General features: G+C 40.8%; 18 protein-coding genes. 17 read left to right on the top strand and 1 reads right to left on the bottom strand.

What is annotated here, in order from left to right; genetic code table 11:
• Positions 1-189 precede the first annotated feature (189 nt).
• Positions 190-1,116, top strand: coding sequence for an ADP-ribosylglycohydrolase family protein (locus JF50_RS09240; RefSeq protein ID WP_052262211.1), 927 nt, complete (start codon positions 190-192; stop codon positions 1,114-1,116).
• Positions 1,117-1,389: 273 nt separating this feature from the next.
• Here JF50_RS09240 and JF50_RS27140 read toward each other — a convergent pair whose 3' ends face one another.
• A complete protein-coding gene (locus tag JF50_RS27140; RefSeq protein WP_160290461.1) occupies positions 1,390-1,563 on the bottom strand; it encodes a hypothetical protein in 174 nt (57 codons plus the stop codon).
• Positions 1,564-1,937: 374 nt separating this feature from the next.
• Here JF50_RS27140 and JF50_RS09235 point away from each other — a divergent pair, with 374 nt between their 5' ends.
• The 16 genes from JF50_RS09235 (at position 1,938) to JF50_RS09165 (ending at position 24,959) form a co-directional block, all read left to right on the top strand.
• Entirely contained in the window at positions 1,938-2,984 is a 1,047-nt protein-coding gene (locus tag JF50_RS09235; protein WP_039609154.1) for an energy transducer TonB, read from the top strand.
• 169 nt (positions 2,985-3,153) lie between these two features.
• Positions 3,154-4,041: an ABC transporter six-transmembrane domain-containing protein gene (locus tag JF50_RS09230; protein WP_039609153.1), complete on the top strand. Its 888-nt coding sequence runs from the start codon at positions 3,154-3,156 to the stop codon at positions 4,039-4,041.
• Positions 4,031-5,203 carry an efflux RND transporter periplasmic adaptor subunit gene (locus JF50_RS09225; protein ID WP_052262210.1) on the top strand — a complete coding sequence of 391 codons (1,173 nt, stop codon included), beginning with the start codon at positions 4,031-4,033 and terminating at the stop codon, positions 5,201-5,203. The genes JF50_RS09230 and JF50_RS09225 overlap by 11 nt, the downstream gene beginning before the upstream one ends.
• Positions 5,187-8,279: an efflux RND transporter permease subunit gene (locus JF50_RS09220; RefSeq protein WP_039609152.1), complete on the top strand. Its 3,093-nt coding sequence runs from the start codon at positions 5,187-5,189 to the stop codon at positions 8,277-8,279. Before JF50_RS09225 ends, JF50_RS09220 begins: the two co-directional genes overlap by 17 nt.
• A 54-nt stretch (positions 8,280-8,333) precedes the next feature.
• On the top strand, positions 8,334-9,260 hold the full coding sequence (locus JF50_RS09215) for a helix-turn-helix transcriptional regulator (protein WP_200890388.1): 927 nt from the start codon (positions 8,334-8,336) through the stop codon (positions 9,258-9,260).
• A gap of 84 nt (positions 9,261-9,344) precedes the next feature.
• Complete coding sequence (locus tag JF50_RS09210; RefSeq protein ID WP_039609151.1) at positions 9,345-9,563, top strand: DUF6500 family protein; 219 nt, start codon at positions 9,345-9,347, stop codon at positions 9,561-9,563.
• 233 nt (positions 9,564-9,796) lie between these two features.
• The gene (locus JF50_RS09205; RefSeq protein ID WP_039609150.1) at positions 9,797-11,983 is read left to right on the top strand and encodes an OsmC domain/YcaO domain-containing protein; all 2,187 of its coding nucleotides are present in this window, start codon (positions 9,797-9,799) and stop codon (positions 11,981-11,983) included.
• A gap of 193 nt (positions 11,984-12,176) precedes the next feature.
• Positions 12,177-13,223, top strand: coding sequence for a S66 family peptidase (locus JF50_RS09200; protein ID WP_039609149.1), 1,047 nt, complete (start codon positions 12,177-12,179; stop codon positions 13,221-13,223).
• 85 nt (positions 13,224-13,308) lie between these two features.
• The gene (locus JF50_RS09195; RefSeq protein ID WP_039609148.1) at positions 13,309-14,199 is read left to right on the top strand and encodes a helix-turn-helix domain-containing protein; all 891 of its coding nucleotides are present in this window, start codon (positions 13,309-13,311) and stop codon (positions 14,197-14,199) included.
• Positions 14,200-14,305: 106 nt separating this feature from the next.
• Positions 14,306-14,596, top strand: coding sequence for an antibiotic biosynthesis monooxygenase (locus tag JF50_RS09190; protein ID WP_039609147.1), 291 nt, complete (start codon positions 14,306-14,308; stop codon positions 14,594-14,596).
• 71 nt (positions 14,597-14,667) lie between these two features.
• Positions 14,668-15,201: an RNA 2'-phosphotransferase gene (locus JF50_RS09185; protein ID WP_039609146.1), complete on the top strand. Its 534-nt coding sequence runs from the start codon at positions 14,668-14,670 to the stop codon at positions 15,199-15,201.
• A 21-nt stretch (positions 15,202-15,222) separates the two neighbouring features.
• Positions 15,223-15,858, top strand: a complete 636-nt coding sequence (locus JF50_RS09180) for a Vat family streptogramin A O-acetyltransferase (RefSeq protein ID WP_039609145.1) — start codon at positions 15,223-15,225, stop codon at positions 15,856-15,858.
• 297 nt (positions 15,859-16,155) lie between these two features.
• Entirely contained in the window at positions 16,156-23,394 is a 7,239-nt protein-coding gene (locus JF50_RS09175) for a leucine-rich repeat domain-containing protein (RefSeq protein ID WP_039609144.1), read from the top strand.
• A gap of 357 nt (positions 23,395-23,751) precedes the next feature.
• Complete coding sequence (locus tag JF50_RS27885; protein WP_419177502.1) at positions 23,752-23,847, top strand: hypothetical protein; 96 nt, start codon at positions 23,752-23,754, stop codon at positions 23,845-23,847.
• A 1-nt stretch (position 23,848) separates the two neighbouring features.
• Entirely contained in the window at positions 23,849-23,980 is a 132-nt protein-coding gene (locus JF50_RS27880) for a hypothetical protein (RefSeq protein ID WP_419177501.1), read from the top strand.
• A 415-nt stretch (positions 23,981-24,395) separates the two neighbouring features.
• The gene (locus JF50_RS09165) at positions 24,396-24,959 is read left to right on the top strand and encodes an AAA family ATPase (RefSeq protein WP_039609143.1); all 564 of its coding nucleotides are present in this window, start codon (positions 24,396-24,398) and stop codon (positions 24,957-24,959) included.
• Positions 24,960-25,181: the final 222 nt, after the last annotated feature.

Raw genomic sequence — 25,181 nt, 5'->3', positions numbered from 1 at the left:
GTTAAAGCCAAAGTGATTATAACATTTAATTTCATTTATTAATAATTAATTTACATTTGGTTGGGTGTTAGGTATTTAAGTCATTGATGGTAAATATAGTTTTGCAGTGCTTTCATTCAGTATTCAGCTAAAATTAGGTATTAATTTTGATTACTTAGCCTTTTAAAAAATACCTTTGGAGCCTAAATAATGATTGAAAAAAGTAAGTTTGTTGGATGCTTCAAGGGGCTTGCGATTGGTGATGCGTTGGCGGCTTCTTATGAAGGGGGTCCAGTAGAGCGACTTTTATGGCGCTTTATAGGGCGAACAAACACCGGACAAAGAAGGTATACAGACGATACGCAAATGTCTATTGATATTGCGCAGTCATTTTTAACTCAAAAACACATAGATCAAACGCATCTTGCACACACATTTGCTCACAGCTATAAATGGTCTCGAGGGTATGGACCAAGCGTTGCCTCTTTGCTTAAAGGCATTAAAAACGGGCAATCATGGGAGAGTCTCAATCGAAAAAAGTTCTCGCAGGGCTCTATGGGCAACGGGGCCGCTATGCGAGCGCCAATTGCAGCATTATGTTGTTTAGGTTGTGAAGAGAGTTTAAATGAGTATGTACATAAAAGCGCAGAGATCACGCATGCACACCCTCTGGCAATAGAAGGGGCGCAGTTAATTGCTAAAGCGACGCATTTATCAATGAGAGGCGTTGAAACTATTGGGATCTTACAAACTCTATGTGCGAGTGCCGTTGATCCTGTCTATCAACTTAAACTTCGTAAATGTCTGGATTATATGGTCGATGCAAAGGCGCATAGCTTAGCGTTAGTAAAGAAGGAGTTCGGTAATGGCATGCTCGCGACTGAGTCTTGTATTACGGCACTTTATTTCGCTTTTACATATCGACGGCAATCATTTTCTGACATGGTGCAAGCAATTTGTGATTTGGGAGGGGTTTCAGATACCATAGCTGCAATGGCAGGGGCCATTTGGGGCGCATGTAATGGTGGGTTGTCGATGATTGAGTACGACAATCGCATCGAAGATTTAACCTTGGTTGAGCAGTTAGCAGGTCAAATTTATTTACACTATCAAGAACGCATCGAATCGATTAATTAAGCGCTCGGTACTCATTAGTTAAAAACTAACAAGTATATTATTCGTGCTAAATTTATAAACATGTCAGCTTTAATATCTCGTTTTTATTGCGGTATGTATCGCTTGCTGAAGGTAACTACTGACATTGATAGCTATTTTTTAGTTTTAAGCCGTCACGTAATTGTCGTGATTATTTCGATTATCCATTTGTGGGTGAGTACTTTATGGGTTTCATACTCGGTATTAAAAAAAGCCACGTAAAAGCTGCGGCTATAATGGTGTTTTAAGGGGGTATTAGCAATAACGGCTATAGCAAGTACCTTGCGAGCAACACGCTTGAGTATTGCCAAAGCAATTTGTCCAGCCAGAGTTACAACCACCTGCCACATTAGGTGTTTGTGCGTCAGGTAATGCTTGCTTGTTTTTACTCAGATCTTTAATGCGCTTCTTATCAAGTGTTAGTTTCATAATGCGTCCTTTTATTCAAACTTGTTGATGATATTTTTCACTTTGTGTGTCTGTGCACACAGAAAGTGTTTTTGAGCTTATGCATTAATTCATATTAAGGCTATTGAAAATTTATCATCTTATCTAAGTTAATGACTCAATTTTTTGATTGAAAAATACGCGGGTTTTCGGTTTTACCTAAAAAAGGTTCTTTACTTGTTTATTTTTATTATTGCAATATGCGAAAATAAAATCAGTGCATGCCCGTTATAATCACTCATTATAACCAAGCTATAAAATCTCAAATTGTAACGATGATAAAATGAGCATATTGAAATATATCTTTGATAAATTTTTATCTGGCATGTGCTTTATTTCAATCAAAAAGGAAGAATATGAAGTTAATTTCAGCATTGCTACTCGCTGCGTCTACTTTCACTTATGCGGCAAAAGCAGCACAAACAGGTGAGGATTTAAGTGCAGAGGTTATCGACGCAGTACCGATAAATAAGCCCGCCGCAGTATTTCCAAGGTTAGCTGCTAATCGCGGCAGAGAAGGGTGGGTACAACTAAGTTATGTCATCAATGAGAAAGGTGAAGTTGAATCACCAGTTATAGAATATTCGTCAGGACATGCTTCATTTGAGCGTTCAGCACTTAAGGCTGTGAATCAATGGAAATTTAAGCCTGCATTGCAAAATAATAAACCAGTAAAGCAATGTAAAAACCAAGTTCAAATGTCATTTTATCTTCCAGATGCGCCTCGTAGTGTTTCTTCTTCGTTTTTGAACCGTTATAAAAAGATTGGTAAAAAAATTGATAGCAATGATTTGGAGTTAATTCCTGAATTATTTGGTGAAATGCGAGAACGGAAGCTTAAAAACTTTACTGAAGATACATATTATTGGGTAGCAAAAGCACGTTATTATGCTGCAACAGGAGATAAATATCGCGAGCTGCACGCGATCATAAGAGTTATCAACGCTAGAAAAGGGTATATACCAGATGATATGTTTATTGCTTTTTTGAGTCGAGCAACCGTTTTAAACCTAGAGCATAATCTGCTCTTTTATGCACTACATACATTTGAGCGTTTGTCTGAATTTCCTGGTGCACAAGCGTCGATTAACAAGTTAAAGCCATTTATCGATAAAGCTGACGCCTTAATAAAAGACGACAGTAAAACGATTTGGGTAAAAGGGAAAATCAAGCGGTCTTTGTGGAGCCATAAATTGGTAAGAAACGCATTTACGATTGCTGATATCAATGGCAGCCTATCTTCTTTAGAAGTCAGGTGTAAAAATCAATTTTCATCGTACGATGTAAAGCCAGGGTTGAAGTGGAATATCCCGAAAAATTGGCAAGGCTGTCAGGTCTACGTGTACGGAGAAAAGGGTGCGTCATTTCACCTAGTTGAAACGCCGCATGGAGAAGAGGTCTAGTTAGTTAAAATGGCGTGTGGTCAAGTTTGTATGCACACGCCGTTCAATTCTACTCATGTTCAAACTATTGTGCGTTTTTAAGTGCAATAGTCACAAAACAGCAACTGGGGACACTTTTTCTTCCCTTCAATTGGCCATACTGCGCACTAGAAGTATTTAGGAGTGTGTTATGTCCAATCAAAATTCCATTTCACTATTTTCTGTTGTTAGCTTAAGCCCCTTTAAGGTGGCTATGACATGGCTAATGGTTGTGGCAGAAAATATTTTGCTGATCTTATTGCCACTATTAATAGGCTATGCCATTGACGGTGTCTTGGAGAACAGTACTGCGCCTTTACTTGCTTTTGCGGCGAGCTTATTTGGTTTGGTGGTCGTAAGTGTACTGCGTCGATTTTACGATACGCGGGTGTATGGTGATATTCGTGTTAAGTTGGCCGAAACGGTTGCACATAATTTACGTGGTACAGATATATCCGCCAAAAATGCTCGTCTTATGATGTCTCGAGAGTTGGTGGACTTTCTAGAAAATGATTTACCAGCACTGATGACGGCAGGGATCCAGCTGGTGTCCATCGTGATCATTTTAGCGACATTTCACACTTACTTTGCATTGAGTGTATTGGCTGCAAGTTGTGCGATGTTATTGGTTTATGGGTGTTGTCATAGCACATTTAAACACCTCAACGGCAGATTGAATGACCAAACTGAGAAGCAAGTCAAAATACTAAGTGGTAAACCTTTTGCCGCTTTAAGCGCCCACCTAGAAAAGCTCAAAAAACATGAAATTGCCCTTTCTGACACAGAGGCCCTAGTGTACGGCTGCATTTTTTCACTGCTTTTTGTGTCGGTGCTCGGCAACTTATGGTTAGTTAATATGCTACCTAGCCCGTCTACGGGTGAAGTCTTTTCCATTCTCACGTATTCACTCGAGTTTGTTGATACCGCCATTATGTTGCCGGTGACGCTGCAGGTGCTTTCGCGCCTAGAGGAAATTACTCAGCGCCTCAATCGAGATGAGTCAGTTTTTAATGATAAGGAAGCAAGCTATGAAGTATAAAAAGGGGGCAGCCATAGGCGCTGGGTTATTTGCAATTTTTATCGCATTGGTGATTGTGGATGAATTAGCGGTCAAATCTGAACCATCAGTCGTTAACACTGAGACTAAGCAGACTGTATCAACATTAACTTTAATGGCCAAACCTCACTACCCAAGCGTAGCGTTGATTGGCAATACACGAGCACGATTTGTGACTCAATTAAAAGTCACCAGTGACGGCCAATTAGCTTGGTTAGATCAACATCTGGAGCCGGGCACGCTCATTGAGCAAAACACACCGTTGGCTAAGTTGGATGTGACCCATCTTCATTCTGAACTGGCACAGGCCAACAGTCGCGTGGTGCGTGCTGAGCTTGAATTAGAGCGACAGCTGCACGAGCAATCTGTTGCTTTGAGTATGCTATCGACTAAAAATCAAAGTCGCTTCGCTAAAAGAGAGCCGCAAGTTGCGGCTGCCAAATCTGACTTAGCACAAGCGAAACAAGCATTAAAAAGCAGTCAAAAGCGATTGCAAGAGGCTAATATTATTGCGCCATATGATGCGGTTATATTGTCGAGGTTGGTTAGCCCAAATGACTTGCTAACAGCGGGACAAGCGCTTTTTGAAGTGGCAGCCAGTGACAGCATGGACGTGGTAGTGCCAGTGTCGGAACCTCTGTGGCAAAAATTTCATCCTCAGTTATTAAGCCAACAAATTAGGGTAAATGTAACAGACCGTGCGGGTAGCACTTGGCCGGCAGCACTCAGGTATGTCGCGCCCAATGTGGACTTAACGACTCGCCAGCGTCAGTTGGTTTTTAATGTTGTTAACCCTTATGCACACGTATCGCCATTGTTGCCAAATCAGCCAGTACAGGTGAACGTGTCATTTTCAGAGCCGCTTATGTCATATCAAGTCCCGCAAAGTGCGGTGACCAGAGATGGCTATGTATGGACACTGAGTGAAAATAATACGCTACAAAAAGAAGCGGTAGAGGTACTCTCCCACAATGAGGAGCATGTACACATTCGTTTCAATACAGAAACTTTAAACACCAAACAAGTGGTCGTTTACCCATTACTTAGCATGATAGCGGGCACGCAAGTGAGTGCTATCAAAAGTTACACACAATTTGCAGGTAACCAAGATACGCTGGGAGGGGCTGATGAGCTGGCTCACTAAATGGTTTATTGATAACACTGTGGCGGCAAACTTATTGATGTTTGCCATCATCGCCAGTGGCGTTTTAGCGATGGGGCAATTACGAGTTGAGTCTTTTCCACAGATACCACCGTCGACCATTTCTGTTTCTGTGTCGTATCCCGGAGGGAGTGCTGAGCAAATTGATAAAGGCGTTACTCAGCGTATTGAAGAAGCTGTTAGCGATGTTGCTGGCGTTAAGCAAGTAATCAGTGAATCGAGGGAAGGGACATCGACAGTCACCATTCGTAAAACGACTGATACAGATATAGATCAGCTATTGAGTGAGGTACGAGAGCGGGTTAATGCCATCGTGGGGTTTCCGACGTTGGCAGAGAGACCTATTGTCAGTAAAGACGAATTTACCAATTTGGCAGCGTTTGTGATTGTCTCTGCGCCGCGTACAAGTGAGGATTTACAACCTATCGCAAGACAGGTTGAAATGGCGCTAAAGAAGCATGCCGATATCTCTCGCGTTGACAACTGGGGCAGTCGCAGCCCGCAATTGGTGATTGAGCCTGATCCTATTCAGCTTGCCCAGCTGGGTTTGACATTGGAAAGTGTGGCCGTTTCGATAGAGCAGTTTTCTTTAGAAACCAGAACCGGAGAGCTTGAAAGTCAAAGTGGTCGATTGCTTTTACGAGGCGATGGCTATGCTGATAGCATCCAACAGCTTAGCAGTATTCCTGTTGTAACCAATGCTCAAGGGACAATCAAGTTATCTGATATTGCACAGGTATATCGTGACTTCGCGCAAACCCATTCGATTGTGCGCAACAATGGTGAAAATGCCATCGCATTGCTTGTGAGTACCAGTCAGTCAGATAATTTGCTGCATGTGAGCAAAGCGGTCAATGACACGCTTGAACAAATGCGTAAGCACCTACCGGCTGATGTTCAGCTAAGTACCATGGCTGATATGGCGCCTTATATTGAAGATCAGCTATTTAGACTGGGTAATAATGCATGGCAAGGACTGCTCATTGTGATTGTATTGCTTGGCATCTTTTTAGACTTAAAATTGGCATTTTGGGTATCTGCGGGCATTCCGGTGGCGCTATTTGGTACCTTAGGGGCTCTTCAGCTGACCGATCATAGTATTAATGACATTACCTTATTTGGTTTTATCTTAGTGCTGGGGATATTGGTCGATGATGCGGTGGTTGTCGGGGAGGCCATTCATGAACAGCGGGGAATGCATAAAAGTAGACAACTGGCTGCATTTAAAGGCGTTCAGTCGGTGTCGGTGGCAACCATATTTGGTGCTTTGACGACCATTGCCGCCTTTTCGCCAATGTTGTGGATCAACAATGAGTTAGCCAAGCTCTTGGCGGGCTTTTCCGTGGTGGTGATCCTCGCATTGTTATTTTCGCTTATTGAAAGTAAGTTTATTTTACCATCACACTTGAGCGCCTCAACAACAAGCAAGCTCAAATCTCCCTCTGTAGTGAGTTGGGTGCAAAAGCGAGCACAAGCACTGTTGAACAATGTAAAAACCAAGGTATACCAACCCGCACTTAGTTTTTCCATTCGCTATAAGGTAGCGAGCTTATTATTTTTTACCGCGTTTATTACGTTAGCTTATGGCATGTGGTCGACAGGGACGATCCGAAGTGCTGTCTTTCCGGAAATTCCCGGGCGTTACATTACAGCCAAAGTGTCATTGCAAGATGGCGCGCCTTTGCCATTGCAAGCTAACGCATTAAGTCAATTAGAAAGCGCTGCGAAAAAAGTGTCTGATATGCTTAAAAGGGATTTTGAATTAGCGCAGCAGCCGTTTGCTAATGCACTGGCTTGGTCAGATGGATATGGCGATATTGAGGTCACGTTAGAGCTTTCAAACGAGGCACTTAGCACCTTGCCAAGTCATTTACTCACTGATAGTTGGCGCAAGCAAACAGGCGCGGTGGAAGGTGCTTACTCGGTGCAGTTCTCAGCCTCAGAAGCCCCTGCTGGTGGGACGTTTATTTCAATCACAGCGCCTGAAAAAGCACAAGCCAAGCTTGTGAGCAGCCAGCTCTCACATGCGCTGTCGTTACAAGCAGGAGTGATGGATATTTATGATGACGCCAAAGGCGGACAATGGCAGGTGCGTATTGTACTCAATCAGTATGGTCAGCAATTGGGTTTGACTCAGCATCATATTGCCAACTTTTCTGGCGGTGCGTTTGGCCATAGGGAAATACACAGATTGCTAGATCAAGGCCAAGAGACCAAGGTCATAGTGCGGTATGCGCAGCATGAGCGTCAAAGTATCGAGCAGCTAAAGCACAGTATATTGACATTAGACTCAGGCCATAGCGTTCGATTAGAGGATGTCGCTATATTCTATTTTGAACAAGTGCCAGAAGTGATTTATCGAAGAGAGCATGCCGAGGTGGTCAATGTGTACTGGAAACAAAATAGACATATCCAGTCGCCAGAGGAGGTGCTGGTCAACCTGCAAACTGAGATAAGTCGCCTTGAACAGCAGTATCCGACTGTAAAAATAAAAGCGGGCGGGGAGTTTGAAGAGATATCAGAAGTGTCGAAAGGGTTTAAATCAGCCATGTGGATGACAGTGATCCTCATTTATATTTTATTGGCCATTCCGCTTAAATCTTACTGGCAGCCGTTAATAATTATGGCGGTGATCCCATTTGGTTTTGCGGGCGCTATTTTTGGTCATTATATTATGGACCTGCCAATCAGCTTGCTATCGATGTTTGGTATGATGGCGATGACGGGGATTGTGATCAATGATTCCTTGGTATTGATCACCCGTTTTAACTACCTTTATCGAACGGGCACGCCATCGAATGAGGCTTTAATACAAGCGGGGCTCAGTCGTTTTAGAGCGATATTTTTAACCACGGTGACGACCGTCTGTGGTTTACTGCCACTGTTGTTTGAGCAAGCAGAGCAGGCACAATATTTAAAGCCTGCGGCTGTTTCTCTTATTTTTGGCGAGCTGTTTGCAACGACTGTCACCTTGATACTCATCCCTGTATTGCTCGGGTTATTTTGCCGTAAGCAGCCAAAGGCGCAAACCTCTGGCTTACTGGAGCAAAGTAGCTAACTACAATTGTTTACACCGTGAAAATTGCTTTTATCTGCTGAGCGCGAGATAGTTGTGACATTCGCCACAACTATCTCGCTTATGTCTGAACAAAACTCACCCCCTTTTGTATTGGTGCCTGAGTACGCTTTATTAGAGTCGTTACCTAAGAATGTCCAAACTCGCTTTGCTACCGCTTTGACGTTGATGCATGAAGATTTAGCGTCAGGGCTAAGTTGGGAGCAAATTGCCACACAAAGTGCTATTTCTCCATTTCACTTTCACCGTCAATTTACTGAGTTATTTAACGAAACGCCGGGGCAATATTTGAGCCGGTTACGTTTGCAGTATGTGGTTCACTATCTCTTTGCAGAGCAAGATTATAAAGTCATTGATATTGCGCAAGAGTGCGGGTTTTCGTCATCTCAATCACTGGGTAAAGCACTTAAAAAAGCGCTGGGTCTAACAGCGAAGCAGGTCCGTGCACTGGGTGTCAGTGGCACCCCTCGTCAAACAGCTGAAATTATCAGCAAGCTTGCACACCCTGATGCGCAGGGCACGATTGAAAACAAGCTGGCAGCCAAGCTGCCTTGTGAATTGGTGTGGTACCCACAAAGGGGCATGAAGTTTTTACCGCATGTGAGCAATGACTGGGATACGATTTTTGATACCTTTGGTGAGAAGTCCACACGGATCATGGCAATGACACCAATCAACCAATTAGAAAAAAGCTGGCAAGATATCGAAACCCACATAGGTGATTGGCAAGCCTCTGTATCTGAACACACCCTATCCGTGGCTGAAGGGCATTACTTTTGCTGTGATGTGTATGTGGTGTCAGATGCGGGATACGCCGCTGCGCTCGAGCAGCTATTTAGTATCATTGAGTCTCAAGGCTATCAATTGGACGAAAAGGGGTATTTGGTTGAAATCATTCGTGATATCGAAATGACGGATACAGGCGGGGTAACGTTTTCATTTCAAGTACCTATAAAGATATAAAGTCTGATAGATATGTCTGAACACGATTGAGAAAAGGTCGCAATGCAAGTAACATGGCGAAAAATTTAAAATAATAAAAGTAATATGAGACAAAGCCTTAGAGATAAAATCATTCAAGTGTGTGAACAGAAAATTGAGAAAAAAGGAGAGGGCGTTGGGGTATCATTTTATGCTTTCTTTGCGAACAAAAATAGCGATCCCGAGCTATTGATGGAAGCGGCAACATGGTGGATCCAAACGCACCAATTAGATCATTTTGAAAAAGCACTCAAAATAAAAGAGATGGTGCAGCAGGGCGTCTAACATTTGTTTAGATAACCAGGTTTTTTAGCACTTTTTGAGCATTTAGCCGAGTCTAAGTGTGAATTTTACCCAGAACTCTGCTGTGGGTCGGCTAAAAGCCAATTTTATTTGCTGAATTTTGCAATTAACCCAAGACTAATGACACGAAAAAGAAGATAATTGCACAGTTAAGATCATTTTTTGCTGTTTGGTCGCGTTTACCGAGCAGCTGCACAAAACTGTGGAAGAATTCAATGGAAATTAAAGTTAATTTTCTCGACAACCTTAGACTTGAAGCTAAGTTTGACGATTTTAGTGTCATTGCCGATCAGCCGATCCGATATAAAGGTGATGGTTCTGCACCGAGCCCATTCGATTATTTCTTAGCTTCATCAGCACTTTGTGCGGCTTACTTCGTGAAGGTTTACTGCGTATCTCGTGACATCCCGACAGATGGCATTCGCGTATCACAAAACAACATCGTTGACCCAGAAAACCGCTACAACCAAATCTTTAAGATTCAGGTTGAGCTTCCTGAGAGCATTTCTGAAAAAGACAGAAAGGGTATCCTACGTTCAATCGACCGTTGTACGGTGAAAAAGGTAATTCAAACGGGTCCTGATTTTCAAATTGAAGATGTTGAAAGCCTAGACGATGATGCGCAAGCTATGTTGATGGTGAACCCCGAGCAGGATGCTAATACATTCATTCTTGGTAAAGACCTGCCTTTAGAGCAAACGATTGCCAATATGACGGGGATTTTGTCTGATTTGGGTATGAAGATTGAAGTGGCGTCATGGCGCAACATCGTGCCAAATGTGTGGTCACTGCATATCAGAGATGCGGCGTCGCAAATGTGCTTTACTAACGGTAAAGGTGCAACGAAAGAAAGCGCGCTTTGCTCAGCACTGGGTGAATTCATCGAGCGATTAAACTGCAACTTCTTCTACAATGATCAATTCTTCGGTGAAGAAATCGCAAACAGCGACTTTGTGCACTATCCAAATGAAAAGTGGTTTAAGCCGGGTCCAAACGATGAATTACCGAGCGAGATTTTGGACGAATACACGCGCGATGTGTATGACGCAGAGGGCGAACTGAAGGGCTCAAACCTGATAGATACAAACTCTGGTAATGTTGAGCGCGGTATTTGCTCAATTCCCTACACGCGCCACTCAGATGGTGAAACGGTTTACTTCCCGTCAAACCTAATTGAAAACATGTTCTTAAGTAACGGCATGAGTGCAGGCAACAACATGGCTGAAGCCAAGGTACAGTGTTTGTCTGAAATCTTTGAGCGTGCAGTTAAAAAGCAAATCATTGAACAAGAAATTGTATTGCCAGATGTACCCGAAGAGGTGCTTGCTAAATACCCAGGTATCGTAGACGGTATCAAGGGGCTTGAAGCGCAAGGCTTTCCAGTTGTAGTAAAAGATGCGTCATTAGGCGGTCAGTTCCCTGTGATGTGTGTGACGCTGATGAACCCAAAAACAGGGGGCGTATTTGCGTCATTTGGTGCACACCCAAGTTTAGAAGTTGCGTTGGAGCGTAGTTTAACTGAGCTACTGCAAGGTCGTAGCTTTGAAGGCCTAAACGATGTCCCTCGTCCAACTTTTAACAGCATGGCAGTCTCTGAGCCAGAAAACTTTGTTGAGCACTTTATTGATTCAACCGGTGTGATCTCATGGCGCTTCTTCAGTGCAAAGAAAGACTATGACTTTGTTGAGTGGGATTTCTCTGGCACAAATGAAGAAGAGTGTGACAAGTTATTTGGAATCTTAAAAGACCTTGGTAAAGAAGCATATATTGCTGAGTTTACAGATTTAGGTGTGGCTTGCCGTATTCTAGTGCCTGGCTATTCGGAAGTATATCCAGCTGAAGACCTTATTTGGGATAACACCAACAAAGCACTTCAGTACCGTGAAGATATTCTTAACTTACACAGATTGTCTGATGAAGAGTTGGCGGATTTGGTGAACCGTTTAGAGGAAAGCCAGCTAGACAACTATACAGATATCATTACTTTGATAGGTATTGAGTTTGACGAAAATACGGTTTGGGGTCAGCTAACTATCCTTGAGCTGAAATTACTGATTTACTTGGCGCTAGGTGATTTAGAAGAAACTATGGACTTGGTTGAGTCTTTCCTTCAATACAACGACAATACAGTGGAACGTGGACTTTTCTATCAAGCGATGCACACAGTGCTTGAAATCGCCCTAGATGAAGAGCTAGAGATTGAAGACTATATCCATAACCTGACTCGTATGTTTGGACAGGAAAACATGGACAATGTGATTGGCTCAATCAATGGTGACGTGAAGTTTCATGGCTTAACAGAGACAAACACGCAGTTAGAAGGACTAGATAAGCACCTTAAACTGATTGAAAGCTATACAAAACTGCACAAAGCGCGTGCAGCCATCGCAGCGAAAAAATAAGCTAAATACCTAAAGCCCTAACTCAGTTTAGGGCTTTTACATTTCAAATTTATCTTGCATTGCATCTTTTGTTACCAGCATAAACGCTGCGCTTTTTACTCAGTATCATATTATTACCTCATAATGCTCTTTACCTAACTTACTGATTAAGTAATATATTGCTTGTTACGTTTACGTGTTAAATAGGGTTTACATGATAAAGCCAAAGCCGCTACAAAAAGGCAGTAATATTGCCATCTTGGCACCATCCGCTGGGTTGTCTTGTGTTTTTCCACATATCTATCAACTGGGCATAAAAAACCTTACTGAAATGGGGTTTAATGTCCTTGAGTATCCGACAACTAAAATGAGGGCCAAAGAAGTCTTTGATAACCCCAAATCCCGAGCTGAGGATATTAACCGCGCCTTTGCAGATGATAATGTACACGGCATTATTTCTTTGATTGGCGGAGAAGATTCTGCGCGTATACTGAAGTACTTGGACCCTGAAATCATTCAGGCTAACCCCAAGTTATTTATGGGGTACTCTGACTTTACCGCGGTATCTGTGTTTGTGAATCAGTTAGGGGTAGTGACATTCAACGGGCCCTCCGTCATGGCGGGATTCGCCCAGATACACAATTTGCCTGATGAGTATCGCGCGTACGTTAAAGCGTTTTTGTATGGTGAGCTTGAAAACGCAACCATACCCACTTTTTCACACTTTTATGATGGATACCCTGATTGGTCCGACGCTTCTACAGCTGGACAGTTAAACCCGATACAAGAGAATGTTGGGCCAAGGTTTTTTGGTGGTGTTTTAGCTGATACAGATAAAGTGTCTGGGCAGCTCTTTGGTGGCTGTATTGAAGTACTTGAAATGTTAAAAGGCACACAGTTTTGGCCTGCTGCTGATTTTTGGCAAGGTAAAGTGTTATTTCTTGAGACCTCTCAAGAGAAGCCTTCCCTTGATTATGTAAAGTATTGGCTTCGTAATTATGGTGTGATGGGGGTATTCGAACACTTATCTGGGCTTTTGATCGGTCGTGCACGGGATTACAGTGCAGATGAAAAAGCACAGTTGGATGAGGTTGTTTTATCTGTTATTCGTGATGAGTTTGAGTGCCATAGCTTGCCGGTTGTGACCAATTTAGACTTTGGGCATACAGATCCTCAAGTGATTTTGCCACAAGGTGGTGATATTGAAATTAATTTAAAAGCCAAGCAACTAAAATTGTTAGGAAGTGCGTTTAAAGCGTAAATTACACTTCACTAATTGTGACGAAATGGTCTAAATTAGCTGCATGTAACCTCTCTGTAACTTATTAAGTGAAAAGGCAACAAGGATGAATACGGCAAATTATTGTCAGCAACATGTGTTGGTGATCCCACAGGCGCTGGGCGCACTTTCTGATGTGCATAAGAAGGCTGCGTTAAATGGCAGTGCGATTTACAGCAAAGATTTGGAGCAAAATTTAGTTGATGTGGAATTTTACACAAATCAGCTGTGTATTGTTCATGTTGAAGAAGGGACGGAAACGCTCACTTGTTGGGATAATCAGTCGATTGAACTCAAAGCGGGTCAATCCATTTTGCTATGTCAGGGTCAAAATTTACATTCAGATTTTGTACATAGTACGCAAAACTTAAAAGCGTGGTTGGTCTTTTTTGACAGAAGTATTATTGAGCAATTTTTAATTTCAAACCATTTACAGCAGCCTAAAGGCAAGAGGGATGTAAAACCGTCGTTGAAGCTTGAGCATTGTTTAGTAGAAGGGTTTTTTAAACAGCTGAGGTTATACGTCGAGCAGGAAATAGATATTACACCGGTATTAAACTCTAAACTAACAGAGTTATTGTATCTTTTACTTCATATACTCGGTGATGACTTAATCGTCACGCTTAATATGGCTGACCATACATTACCAGCGAGAAGAAACCTGAAAAGGCTACTTGAAAACAAAACGGTATTAAAGTTTTCAGTTTCGGACTTGGCAAAACTCTCAGGACGAAGCGTATCGGGTTTTCAAAGAGACTTTAAACAACAATTTAATGAACCGCCAAAACAGTGGTTGATCAAGCAACGTGTACATTATGCCAAATCTTTAGTTGAGCAAGGGAAATTATCCATCACAGATATCGCGCTTGAAGTTGGTTATACCAATATTTCTCATTTTATCAAAGCCTATAAAAACCAGTTTGGTGAAACACCAAAGCAAGATGGTATTAAGCTTTGACTGAAAAAGTCGGCTATGACCGAAAAACGGCATTTTTTTGTGTTAGCAGCATTTAATAATTTCGTCATAGATATACTCAATACCACTTTCATAAATCGGAGCGAGTATGTCTGTAAAAGTAATGATAGAGTGTAACCTGAAACAGGGTAAAACTGGTGAATTAGATGCGTTTTTATTGGCCAATGTACCTACTGTAAGAGGTTTTTCGGGGTGTGGTCGGGTAAGCGTTAGTTTTGATGAGCACAGCGTGGTGATGATGATCGACGAAGATTGGCAAAGTGTCTCTCATCATCAAAAATACCTGCAATTCATTAGTGATAACGGTGTATTACAGCAGCTTAAATCGTTTATGTCGTCTCCGCCAACGATTCGATATCTTCAGCTAAGTCATTACTGAGGGAATCTTCAATTAATATTTTATAAAATTGTGCTTAATTTATCCTCGTAATTAGGATAAATTAAGCACCGATGAATAATAAAAAAATATCTAAATACCTAAGTCTAGTTTTACGACATAAGCCGGAGCTAGCAAATCTTCAATTAAATAATCAAGGCTGGGCCTTAATAGATGATTTAATCAAAAACTCTCGTGAACACGCTTTATCTCTAGAACTTATTCAATCGATTGTTGATGCTAATGATAAACAGCGCTTTGCTATCAGCGAAGATGGCAAAATGATACGCGCTAATCAAGGGCACTCGATTGATGTTGATCTGGCATTAAAAGCCACCATACCTCCTGATATTTTATTTCATGGCACAGCAAGTCGATTTATTGAGTCAATAAAAGAGGTCGGCTTGATAAAAGGTCAAAGGCATCATGTGCATTTGACAGAGTCGAAAGACACAGCAATGAAAGTCGGTAGGCGTTACGGCAAGGCAATTTTACTGGGCATTGATGCCAAAGCAATGCATATGCAAGGTGTAAAGTTTTACAAAACGCAAAATCAAGTCTGGTTGGTTGAACATGTACCACCAGAAAAATTACATTTTGATTTATAAAAACACAGTAAGGAAGAACTTTTGACAGGACCAAATCCAAATAACAAACATCCGCTAGCAGGCTTTCCGCAAGTAGGCTTTTTAAAAAACTTTATCACCTCAGACAATATCAATGTTGGCGATTTCACTTATTACGATGATCCAGAAGGGCCCGAAAATTTTGAGAAGAACGTTTTATATCACTTCGATTTTATTGGCGATAAACTAAATATTGGCAAATATTGTGCAATTGCCACTGGCGTGAAGTTTATTATGAATGGCGCGAATCATAAAATGTCAGGCTTTTCGACTTATCCTTTTCAAATTTTTGGTCATGGCTGGGAGAAAGTCATGCCTAAAGATGGCGAGTTACCTTTCAAAGGCGACACAGAAATAGGCAATGATGTCTGGATCGGGTATGAATCTACCATTATGCCGGGGGTTAAAATCGGTAATGGGGCCATCATTGCTAGCAAGTCGGTGGTTACCCAAGACGTGCCTCCCTACAGTATCGTGGGAGGAAATCCAGCCAAAGTGATTAAAATGCGCTTTGAGCAAGATGTAATCGATATGCTTCAAGATATTGCTTGGTGGAATTGGCCAGTAGAAAAGGTGACTGAGCACCTAGATGCCATTGTTGGCAATGATTTTCAAAGTCTAAAATTATCAGGAAATTAAACTGTTAGTACCTAGTGCTAGGTTAAGGGTGAAGCTCTAATATTTTTGGTTCTGCTTTTGAAAGTGCGTTGTGTCTATTAAATAAATGTAGACAATTAGCCTATAAAAAGTCGAAATGGGTTTTCGACTTTTCAAATTTCCACATAGATACACTGATAAAATAGGGGAGAAGTTCCTTAACTTGTATTAAATAATTTATTCCATTTGGTTTGGAGACTTACACTTCCCCATTGATAATTTAACTTAATTAGGTACAATTGCGCGATTATTGCGCTTTTTGGACCAAATAACTTTAAAATGAGCAAAACTTACTCAGTATTTCGTGCGTTAGTTTTATTTGCAAGTATATGTGTACTGTCAGCTTGTGGCGGTGGCGGAAGTACAGAAAATACTAGCGCGCCACCTCCAACAGTCTCCTCAACTTCTGATAATAAAAATGAGTCACCTAAAGTAGAAATTTTAGGTGAATCCGAAGCTTTGGAGCAGACGGAATTTAAACTACTAGCGATCGCGTCGGATGATAAAGCCGTTGTAGACTATAACTGGGTTTACGAGTCAAATGGGCATACTTTAAACGTAAGCGGTCAGGATAAGGCTGAACTTATTGCTTCCAGCGGTGATATTGATAACGATATTGAAGTTATTTTTACAGTGACAGTAACCGATGAAGAAGGATTGAGAAGCAGTTCTGAACATCAGGTTATTTTAAAAGCGCAAGATATTATTGCACCACTTATAGAAATAAAGGGTCCAGAGAAGTTAGTAGAACAAAGTGAAGCGGTATTTTTGGCGAATATTGAAGGTATTGAGTTAGAGCAATCTGATGTTGCTTGGTCTTATCAGCCTGAAGAAATATTTGAACGATTTGAGGCCAATGGTAAAGAGCTGGTTGTAGTGAGTAGGAATATACTTCAAACAGAAGTAGCGCAGCTAAAGTTATTCGTTACTGACAGTCTTGGTGAGCAACATCAAGCAACCCATCAAATTACATTGGTGCCGGCAAGCCCCCAAATTAGTGGTGTGAATATTTCTGGGCCAGACTCAGCATTAGCTGAAACGACATTCGAATTAACTTCTGACGTTGTGCATAGCGGAGGAACACCGGTTACTTACCTCTGGCACCATGACTCAAATCTGACTTTAACGCTTGCAGGAGTTGATACAGACACACTTCACGTGACGGTACCTAAAGTTCGCCAAGAGACGAACGTGAACTTTACGTTAGTTGTTAGCGACGATAAGGGCGCGAGCCAAAGCTCTGTTCATAAAGTGACACTTAAGCCCGCACCTCTGTTTGCTCCAAGCGTTTCTATTACAGGGAATAGCTCAGTATTTGCGAACTCTGAGTTGATATTAAACGCTCAAGGTAGTGATAAAGATGGTCATATTGTTAGTTATCGATGGCACTATGTATCTGATGTTGAATTATCTCTTGGGGATGCAGTATCTGATACATTGACTGTGTCTGTTCCTGATGTGGATGAAGACACACAAGCTACATTCGCAGTGACTGTTGTAGATGATTCCGGCCTTGAAGCGACTGCATCTCATTCTGTAATAATTGTTGCTCCCGAAAATAGTGCCCCAATTGTATCCATAACTGGCAGCACTAGCCTACAAGAGGGAGATAAAGAAGTCTTAACGGCTGTCGCCACAGATCAAGATGGCACAATTGTTAAGTATCATTGGCACTATCCTAGTGATGCTCCAATTCAGGTAAGCGGAGAGAATAGTGCGCAGCTAACCGTTGAAACGACGGATATCTCGTCAACCACTCAAGTTAACTTAGATGTTATTGTCACAGATAATGAAGGTGCTACTGCACAAGCACAAGTTTTGCTCTCTTTAACGCCTTTACCAAACCAAAAACCCGTGGTGAAAATAACCTCTGAGCAGACAACATTTGTAGAAAAACAAGCTTTCACTTTACAAGGTGAGGCGCAAGATACCGATGGACATATTGCAAGTTATCAGTGGCAACATAATGGTCCTAATGAGTTGCAACTTTCTGGTGTAAATAGTGCTGTTTTAAGTGTTCACAGCCATGATATACAAGATGAGCTCCCAGTTACATTTACGTTAAATGTCACTGACAATCTAGGAGAGGTTAGTCAAGCGACTTTTGAGGCCACGATTGAAGCAATTAAACATCAACTAACCTTAGCGGGTACCATCACTGATGAACCAATTGGACATGCGAACGTAGAAGTTCAAATCGGCGCTGATAAATTTCTAACACAGGCAAATAGCGTTGGCGAATATACAATCGACGTAAATATTGATGAGTCGCAGGTCAATGCGATGACGACAATTCGCGCTACAGGTATTAATTCGCAAAGCCATGTTGAATTAATATCTTTGTTAGGCGAAGTTGATGAGCTTACAGCATCTGCAGGCGATGATGGCGTTTTAAACTCTGAAGAAGTCTTTGGTGTTAATGTAACCAACTTAACAACCATTGAGTATGGCCTGATCCAAGACGCTGGAGTAGAAATATCAGAACAAGCTTCTTTGAACGCTGCCAGAAAGAATATTGATCCTGATGAAAAATTGTCGCTAGCGGCGGTCGTTAAAGCCGTGATTGATCATGGTCATGCGCTGCCTGAAGGTATTAACTCGACGCTTGATCTTGCGAAAGATCTACCTAAAGCAAGAAAAATGCTTAGACAGCTCAAGTCGTCAAATCCAGATTTATTCAAACAAATCAGGCAAGATATTAAAAAAGATGAACAGTTGATGCAGCATGCTGCGTTTGTTCCCTATGGTACTTATGTTTTATCGGAGTTGAGTCATTTCAATGGTTTCACGGCTAAGTTAATCTTTAATAATGATAATACTGGCCGCTTAGAAGGAACTGCGATAAGGGCGTTTACGTGGTCACAAGCCGGTGCCAACCTCATATTGAATTTAGCTCAGCCTCTGGATATTTATGAAACGGGTAGTTACTTCAGACCTGATTATCAAGTGGATCAGATTTCAATGGCCTTATTTCATAGTAGCGGAGGTACATTTTCTGCTGAAGTATCTATGCGTACAGTTGCTAAAACTGGTGAATCAGCGATAGAAGCAAGTCCGTTTCATGGCTACTTTGCATCAGTTTCGTCATTGCCATCATACTCAGAATCTGACTTTTTAGGTAAGTGGCATATTAATATGCAACAAACGACGCGAATTGCCTACGCACAAGGTATTGAGTTCTTGGCGAATAATATTGCCCACGTCACGTCTGTAAAAAGTCCAAGCAGGGTATATTGGTCAGTTAGTAATAACCAATTATATTACAGCTTTGGTCAATACAGCTATAAGATATCGGTGATCCGTGAATTTGAACTTGGTTTACAAGTGCTTGTTGAGCAGGATTCATTTATTACGGGCAAACAGATATTTCCGGCACTATTGGTCAAGAATCAGAATATTAGCTTTAATGATATTAATTATGTAAAAACATGGTCACCTGAAAAATTAAAAGGTGAGACGGAATCATTCTTAATCGATGAGAATAACTACTTTCAGTACGCATGGCAGCGTAATGTGTTTGCGCGAATGCAAGATGGTAAGTTACTTCGTCATAACTACAGTTTTGCGGGAAAAAATAGTGAAAAATGTGATACTAATTTAGAGCAATGTATTGCTGACCACAATTTTGAGTTTACATTACTTGCCAAAAAAGATGATTTAATTGCCGTACAGTATTCATCGGTTGATCTGCGTGGAGAATCTCCTAACTTTATTGCCAGTCAAGTTTTTATTTTTAGATTAAGCGACGAAGGGCTAGATACCAGCTTTTTTACCGATTCTTTTGTTTCTAATAACAATAATTATTTTGTATTTGGCAGTAGACCGAGTTTGTATCAAGCCTCAGCAGAGGGAATCACTCACTTACAGGGTCAAAGGCATTGTCACAGAACAGAAAGTAATACGACCACCTGCAACGATGCTATTTATATAGGTAACAATAATTATTGGGTCTCCCGTGAAGGTGACCTACTGTTGCTTGTAGACATAGATACAAATGAGCAATCGTATTTAAAGCTTATCAGCTCAGATGAGAATGGGGTGACATTGTGTCATTTTACTCAAAATGCTGTTTGTACAGAACAAAATATAACTTACTTCTCTTTTGCAAAGCCTGCCCTTGATATAAATATTACGCAAGAAGGGATAGGACAGGTAATCTCTTCAGTGAACGCTTTCACCTATAAGGAGAGCTTTAAGCTATTACTACAGCCGGATGATGACTACACTGTCAGCGAGGTAAGCGGGTGTGAGGGTACATTAGAAGAGCTAGATGACCAGAGCTTCATCTACTCAGTTATTGCGCCATTAGCAGACTGTGATATTCATATTAAGTTTGGATTAAAGCCCCCGTTTTTCGGTGAGCAACTGTTTGTGAATTCAGCGCTTGAAATTCCACATAGCTGGTATTTTCAATTTAATATTGACGGCACTGGTGTTGCGAATGTTAATAGCAACCTAATTAACTTTACCATAGAGCAAACAGATACATCTGAATATCAAGCTGAATTTGCACAGATGCGGTATGGAGGAAGTAATCACTATTCGGTGCGAGTTGGAGATGGTCAGTATATCACTGCAACCGGTTTTAAATTGAATTACCGTGATGAAGGTGTATATCTTATTTGGTTAGGTGTGAAAGGGCAGTACGATACACCTTATGAAACCTCTCCAGTCTTATTGACTAACAGCAAAGATATTCAAACGATAAATGTCTCGCCTGCAGATATTGTTGGAAACTGGACATTAAGCTATGGTCTGTATAGAGAAACAAGCTCTTCAAACACATCACAAAATATAGAAATTACCCTAAATGAAGACCAAACAGGGGTACTTTCTACTGGCCATAATAAAGGCTTTCCGAGAGAAGATGCATTATCTTGGGAACTTACCAGCGATAAAAAGCTGAGACTATTTCAAGAGCGATACGGGAATGTTGCTGAATTAAGACTAATACACTCTTCAGAGCTTGGTTATCAATTTTTGGTTGAATATATAAAAGACTCAGCTTCAAATGGATATAGCAGTGGCTGGTTGCAGCACGGTAGTGGCATTTTAATTAAACATCGTGATTATACCTTTGAAGATATTTCGGGAAAGTGGCGGTTTAAAGATGGGTCAATAGAAAAAGGGTTTGAACTACACTCCGACGGTACTTATACAGAAGTAAATATTAATGGCGCAGCATCAGCGGAGTGGAAATCTAATACGTTGTATGTAAGCGGTAAGTATAACGATAAGTTTGATATATTTGACCCATTTTGTGACTTACAAAATGAGCTTTGTATCGAAGGTTATACCGCGCAGTATAAGGTGTTAGGTCAAGATGGAAGCGATCTCTATGTATTGGATAGAAGATGGTGGCCAATTGGTAATTATGAAGAATCAAAATTGTTGAAGGTCGCATTGAATTCCGATCCTGCCTTGAGTCAATTTGAGCCTCATATGCTTGGAATTGGTAACTTAAATTACCACTGGCAAAGACGAAAAGACCATTTGAAATTATACGAAATTGATTCGTCTACAACGAGGTATTGGCGTATTGATACTGATTCGAATGGACTTCAATTAGCGATTGAGGATAAATTTACTGCACCGATTTCGTTTGAAGCTGGAAAACTTAAATATCTAATTGATGATGTCATTTACTGGGTTGAAATTGTAAATAGTAATCAAAATGGAATATGGGTTTGCCGTTATGCCCAAGGTGAAAGCTGCAATCAGTCAAATCAACATTTCTTGAGTTACGAAATCCCTTCATTCGAAGTGAAGATCTCAGCTGGCGCGGGTGGGCAAGTCAAGACAAACCTTATTGGAGATTACCAGCTTTACAATTTACCTTTGGAAATTGAAGTTGAACCAGAAAGTGGCATGTATGTCATGCAGTTTGATGCGTGTCACTTACGACATAGCCTTGATTACCGGTGGTATAGTAATAAGCTGGTTTTTGACAATGATGAGCTTAATCAGGTTTGCCATCTAAACATTGAATTTAAAGTATGGGAAAAAGTACAATCAGAACGTTTGGGTATCACAGATCCCTCAATGGCTGCTTGTGTAAACCAATACAACCGTGCCTCTAATCCACATATTGAATATGAAGATGAGCTTAAGTGTGACAATGGTAGTAACATGTGGGAGAGTTTGGCTGAACTGGATAAGTTTGAATACCTCACACAATTAACTTTAAGTAATGTGTCAAGCTTTAGTGAGCAATCACAGGCTCAATTACAAAGTTTGACGAATTTGAAAAAGTTAAGTTTGAACTCGGTTAACCTAAATGAATTAGACTTGTCTCAGTTGACAGATCTCAGGGCATTTGAGTTAAGTTCGAACAATCGGCTTAATATGCTCACTTTACCAGAGGGAAGCCCGTTGATGAATCTCAAGATTACTGCTGGTGGGCCACGTGTATTAAATGCGATTAACAGTGACGACTTGCAGGCGATAGTTCTATCTGGAAGTGATGTAGAAATACTTGATGTAACGGGGTCTAATAACGTCTATTCAATCAGCGCGGGGAACAGCCAATTACAGCAGATCGTTGGTGTTACCAAACAACATGAATTGTCATATCTTTCTCTAGATAGCACGCCTGTTGTCCAATTAGATTTATCGAACTACGTCAATTTGGAGATATTGCGTATCAACAAAACGCAAATTACGGAGCTGGATATTACTGGAATGTATAGCTTAGAAAGCTTACATGCAAGTGAATCCGCACTACAAAATTTGTCAATAAACGATGAGAGTAATTTGAGAAGACTAGACGCATGGAAAACTCAATTAACGTGGTTAGAGCTCTCAAGAATGCCAAATTTAGACATACTCAATATTCAAGATTCAAAGTTAACGTCTTTAGATTTAACAGGCGCACTTAACTTGAGTAATTTGTATGCTAACAATAACCAAATAAAGTCTGTTGTGATGCCAATAGAATCACAACTAACGTCTTTGACGTTGCAAAATAACCAAATCTCAGATCTTGAATTTGTCGGTGAAGGAAAAAATGACCGCCTTGTTTATATTAATTTGGAGAACAACCTGATTAATCACTTTTCTGATGAAAAGCTAGGGCGACTCAGGAACCTAACCTTATCAGGCAACCCTTTAAGTAGTTTAGAGCTAGGTAATAAAAGTATCTTTTGGCGCTTGTATTTAAACGATACGAAATTGACCTCATTTGATACAACTGGTTTTGTAAAACTAGAGGAATTATACCTCAACAATACGCAAATCACTCAAATTGACATATCGGCAAGTATAAGCAAATTAAGTCTAAATAATACGGGCATAACAACTCTGAACCTACCTGATGGTTTACGCCATAGCACAATCTACTTTGGAGGTAATACATTGGGTACTCTACAAGGTGGAAGTGATTTATACGCAATTCGTTTATATTTAACAGACACACAAAGAAGCGAACAGGTTGAGCAGTATCTTCAAGAGAATAGTTCGGTTATTAGGGCTTATGAATGCAATGAGATTGGTGGATTTTCGTGCCGTTCTATAAATTGATTTTAAGCCTGTGAATAAACTACATCTGTGATGTACTATGCTGAAGTCGTAACGTGAATAATAAAAGCACATATTTATGTATGTGCTTTTATTATATTTTAAAGAGCTATAGATTTTTGATATTGAAAAGATGGAAATGGATACATTGTTTTTAAATACTGTTTGGTTGGTGATACGCTAGATACTGGAAAACATTGCGCGATCGCTACGGGCGTGAAGTTTATTATCTTTTCGATTGAGCCTTTTCAAACTTGTAGAAATCACTGGTATTCCGTCATGCCTAAGGATGGCTAGTTACCTTTCAAAGGCAATACAGAAATAGGCAATGATGTCTGGATCGGGTATGAGTCTACCATTATGCCGGGGGTTAAAATCGGTAATGGGGCCATCATTGCTAGCAAGTCGGTGGTTACCCTACAGTATCGAGGGAGGAAATCCAGCCAAAGTGATTAAAATGCGCTTTGAGCAAGATGTAATCGATATGCTTCAAGATATTGCGTGGTGGAATTGGCCAGTAGAAAAGGTGACTGAGTACCTAGATGCCATTGTTGGCAATGATTTAGAGGCGTTAATCAGGGCTAAGTAATGCAGTAAAAAGTTGAAAAGTAGCTGAAAGAATACAAATCAAATTTTGGGTTGCTTGTGATAACGGTTTTATTAAGTCAAGTTATCTTCGTAATAGAGAGTGAAGGCTTTATTAATGCTTTGGGTTATATTAAAGCCAGTTTTATGACCTTTTGAATGGAGGTATATGCATGCCTCCCATATCGCTGGGAATATACGCTTTTACGAAAGATAAAATCGATATTTTTGTTTACGGCAATAGTCACAGTCAAATAGTAGCTGTAGATTATCGGAGCTAAGCCGTTTTCTGCCATCGGTGCGTCGTTTTATTTAGATGCTATTTCTATCATGGTTAATTTGCTGGCAATAATCATAATTGGGCTAACATGGCGTTTTAAATTTTTTGCCAATGACTAATGTGCTAAATGGGGTTGTTGATGGTAAAAACACAGGTTATCGCGATAAGTGGAGCATCAGGCTGCGGTAAAACATCCCTCATAAAAATAGTCTCAGATAAGTTAAGCTGCCCATATTTACTTTTTGATGATTATACAGACGCGCACACTTACCCTGACGATATGAACGCGTGGTTGAAAGCGGGTGTTAATCTCAATGAGATTAAAACCCCCGCTTTTATCGGAGCACTTGAGACGATTACACTGTCATCTAATGCACCTTATGTCTTTATAGAAGAGCCTTTTGGCCGGTGTAGAGCTGAGATATCAAAGTATATTGACTATGTCATTTTGCTCGATGTGCCTTTAGAAGTCTGTTTGTCACGTGTGATCACCAGAAATATCAATACGCCACATATTGATTCACTCAATGCCATATCAAAATACCTTTGTGCTTATGACAATCATTTACACGCTATTTATTCAAACGTGGTTGAACAAGTTCGTCAGACCTGCGATTTGACAGTGACAGGGGTATTGCCTCTTTCAAAGTCTGCTGACCTAGTCGAGAGCTGGTTAGTTAAAGTGCGTATTTCTCAGTCTTAAAAATGTATTTCTCAGCTTAGAAATGTAAGCCATCCTTGCAATTTATATCGGTCCTTTGTGCGCATCGATAACTGTTTGTTATCAAGCTAGTTAATTCCTCCCTTAATAAATGACTGAAAATATTAGTAATAAAAAGACCGAACGGGCCCATTAGAACGCATTTAGTTATTTTTTCTCAGATACTGAACTCATCACATCACAGGCTGCCACGAATCGAGCACT

Source organism: Pseudoalteromonas luteoviolacea, from assembly GCF_000814765.1.
Taxonomy (GTDB): Bacteria; Pseudomonadota; Gammaproteobacteria; order Enterobacterales; family Alteromonadaceae; genus Pseudoalteromonas; species Pseudoalteromonas luteoviolacea_H.
Note: the sequence above shows the minus strand (reverse complement) of the source record. Positions and strands in the feature narration are given on the sequence as shown.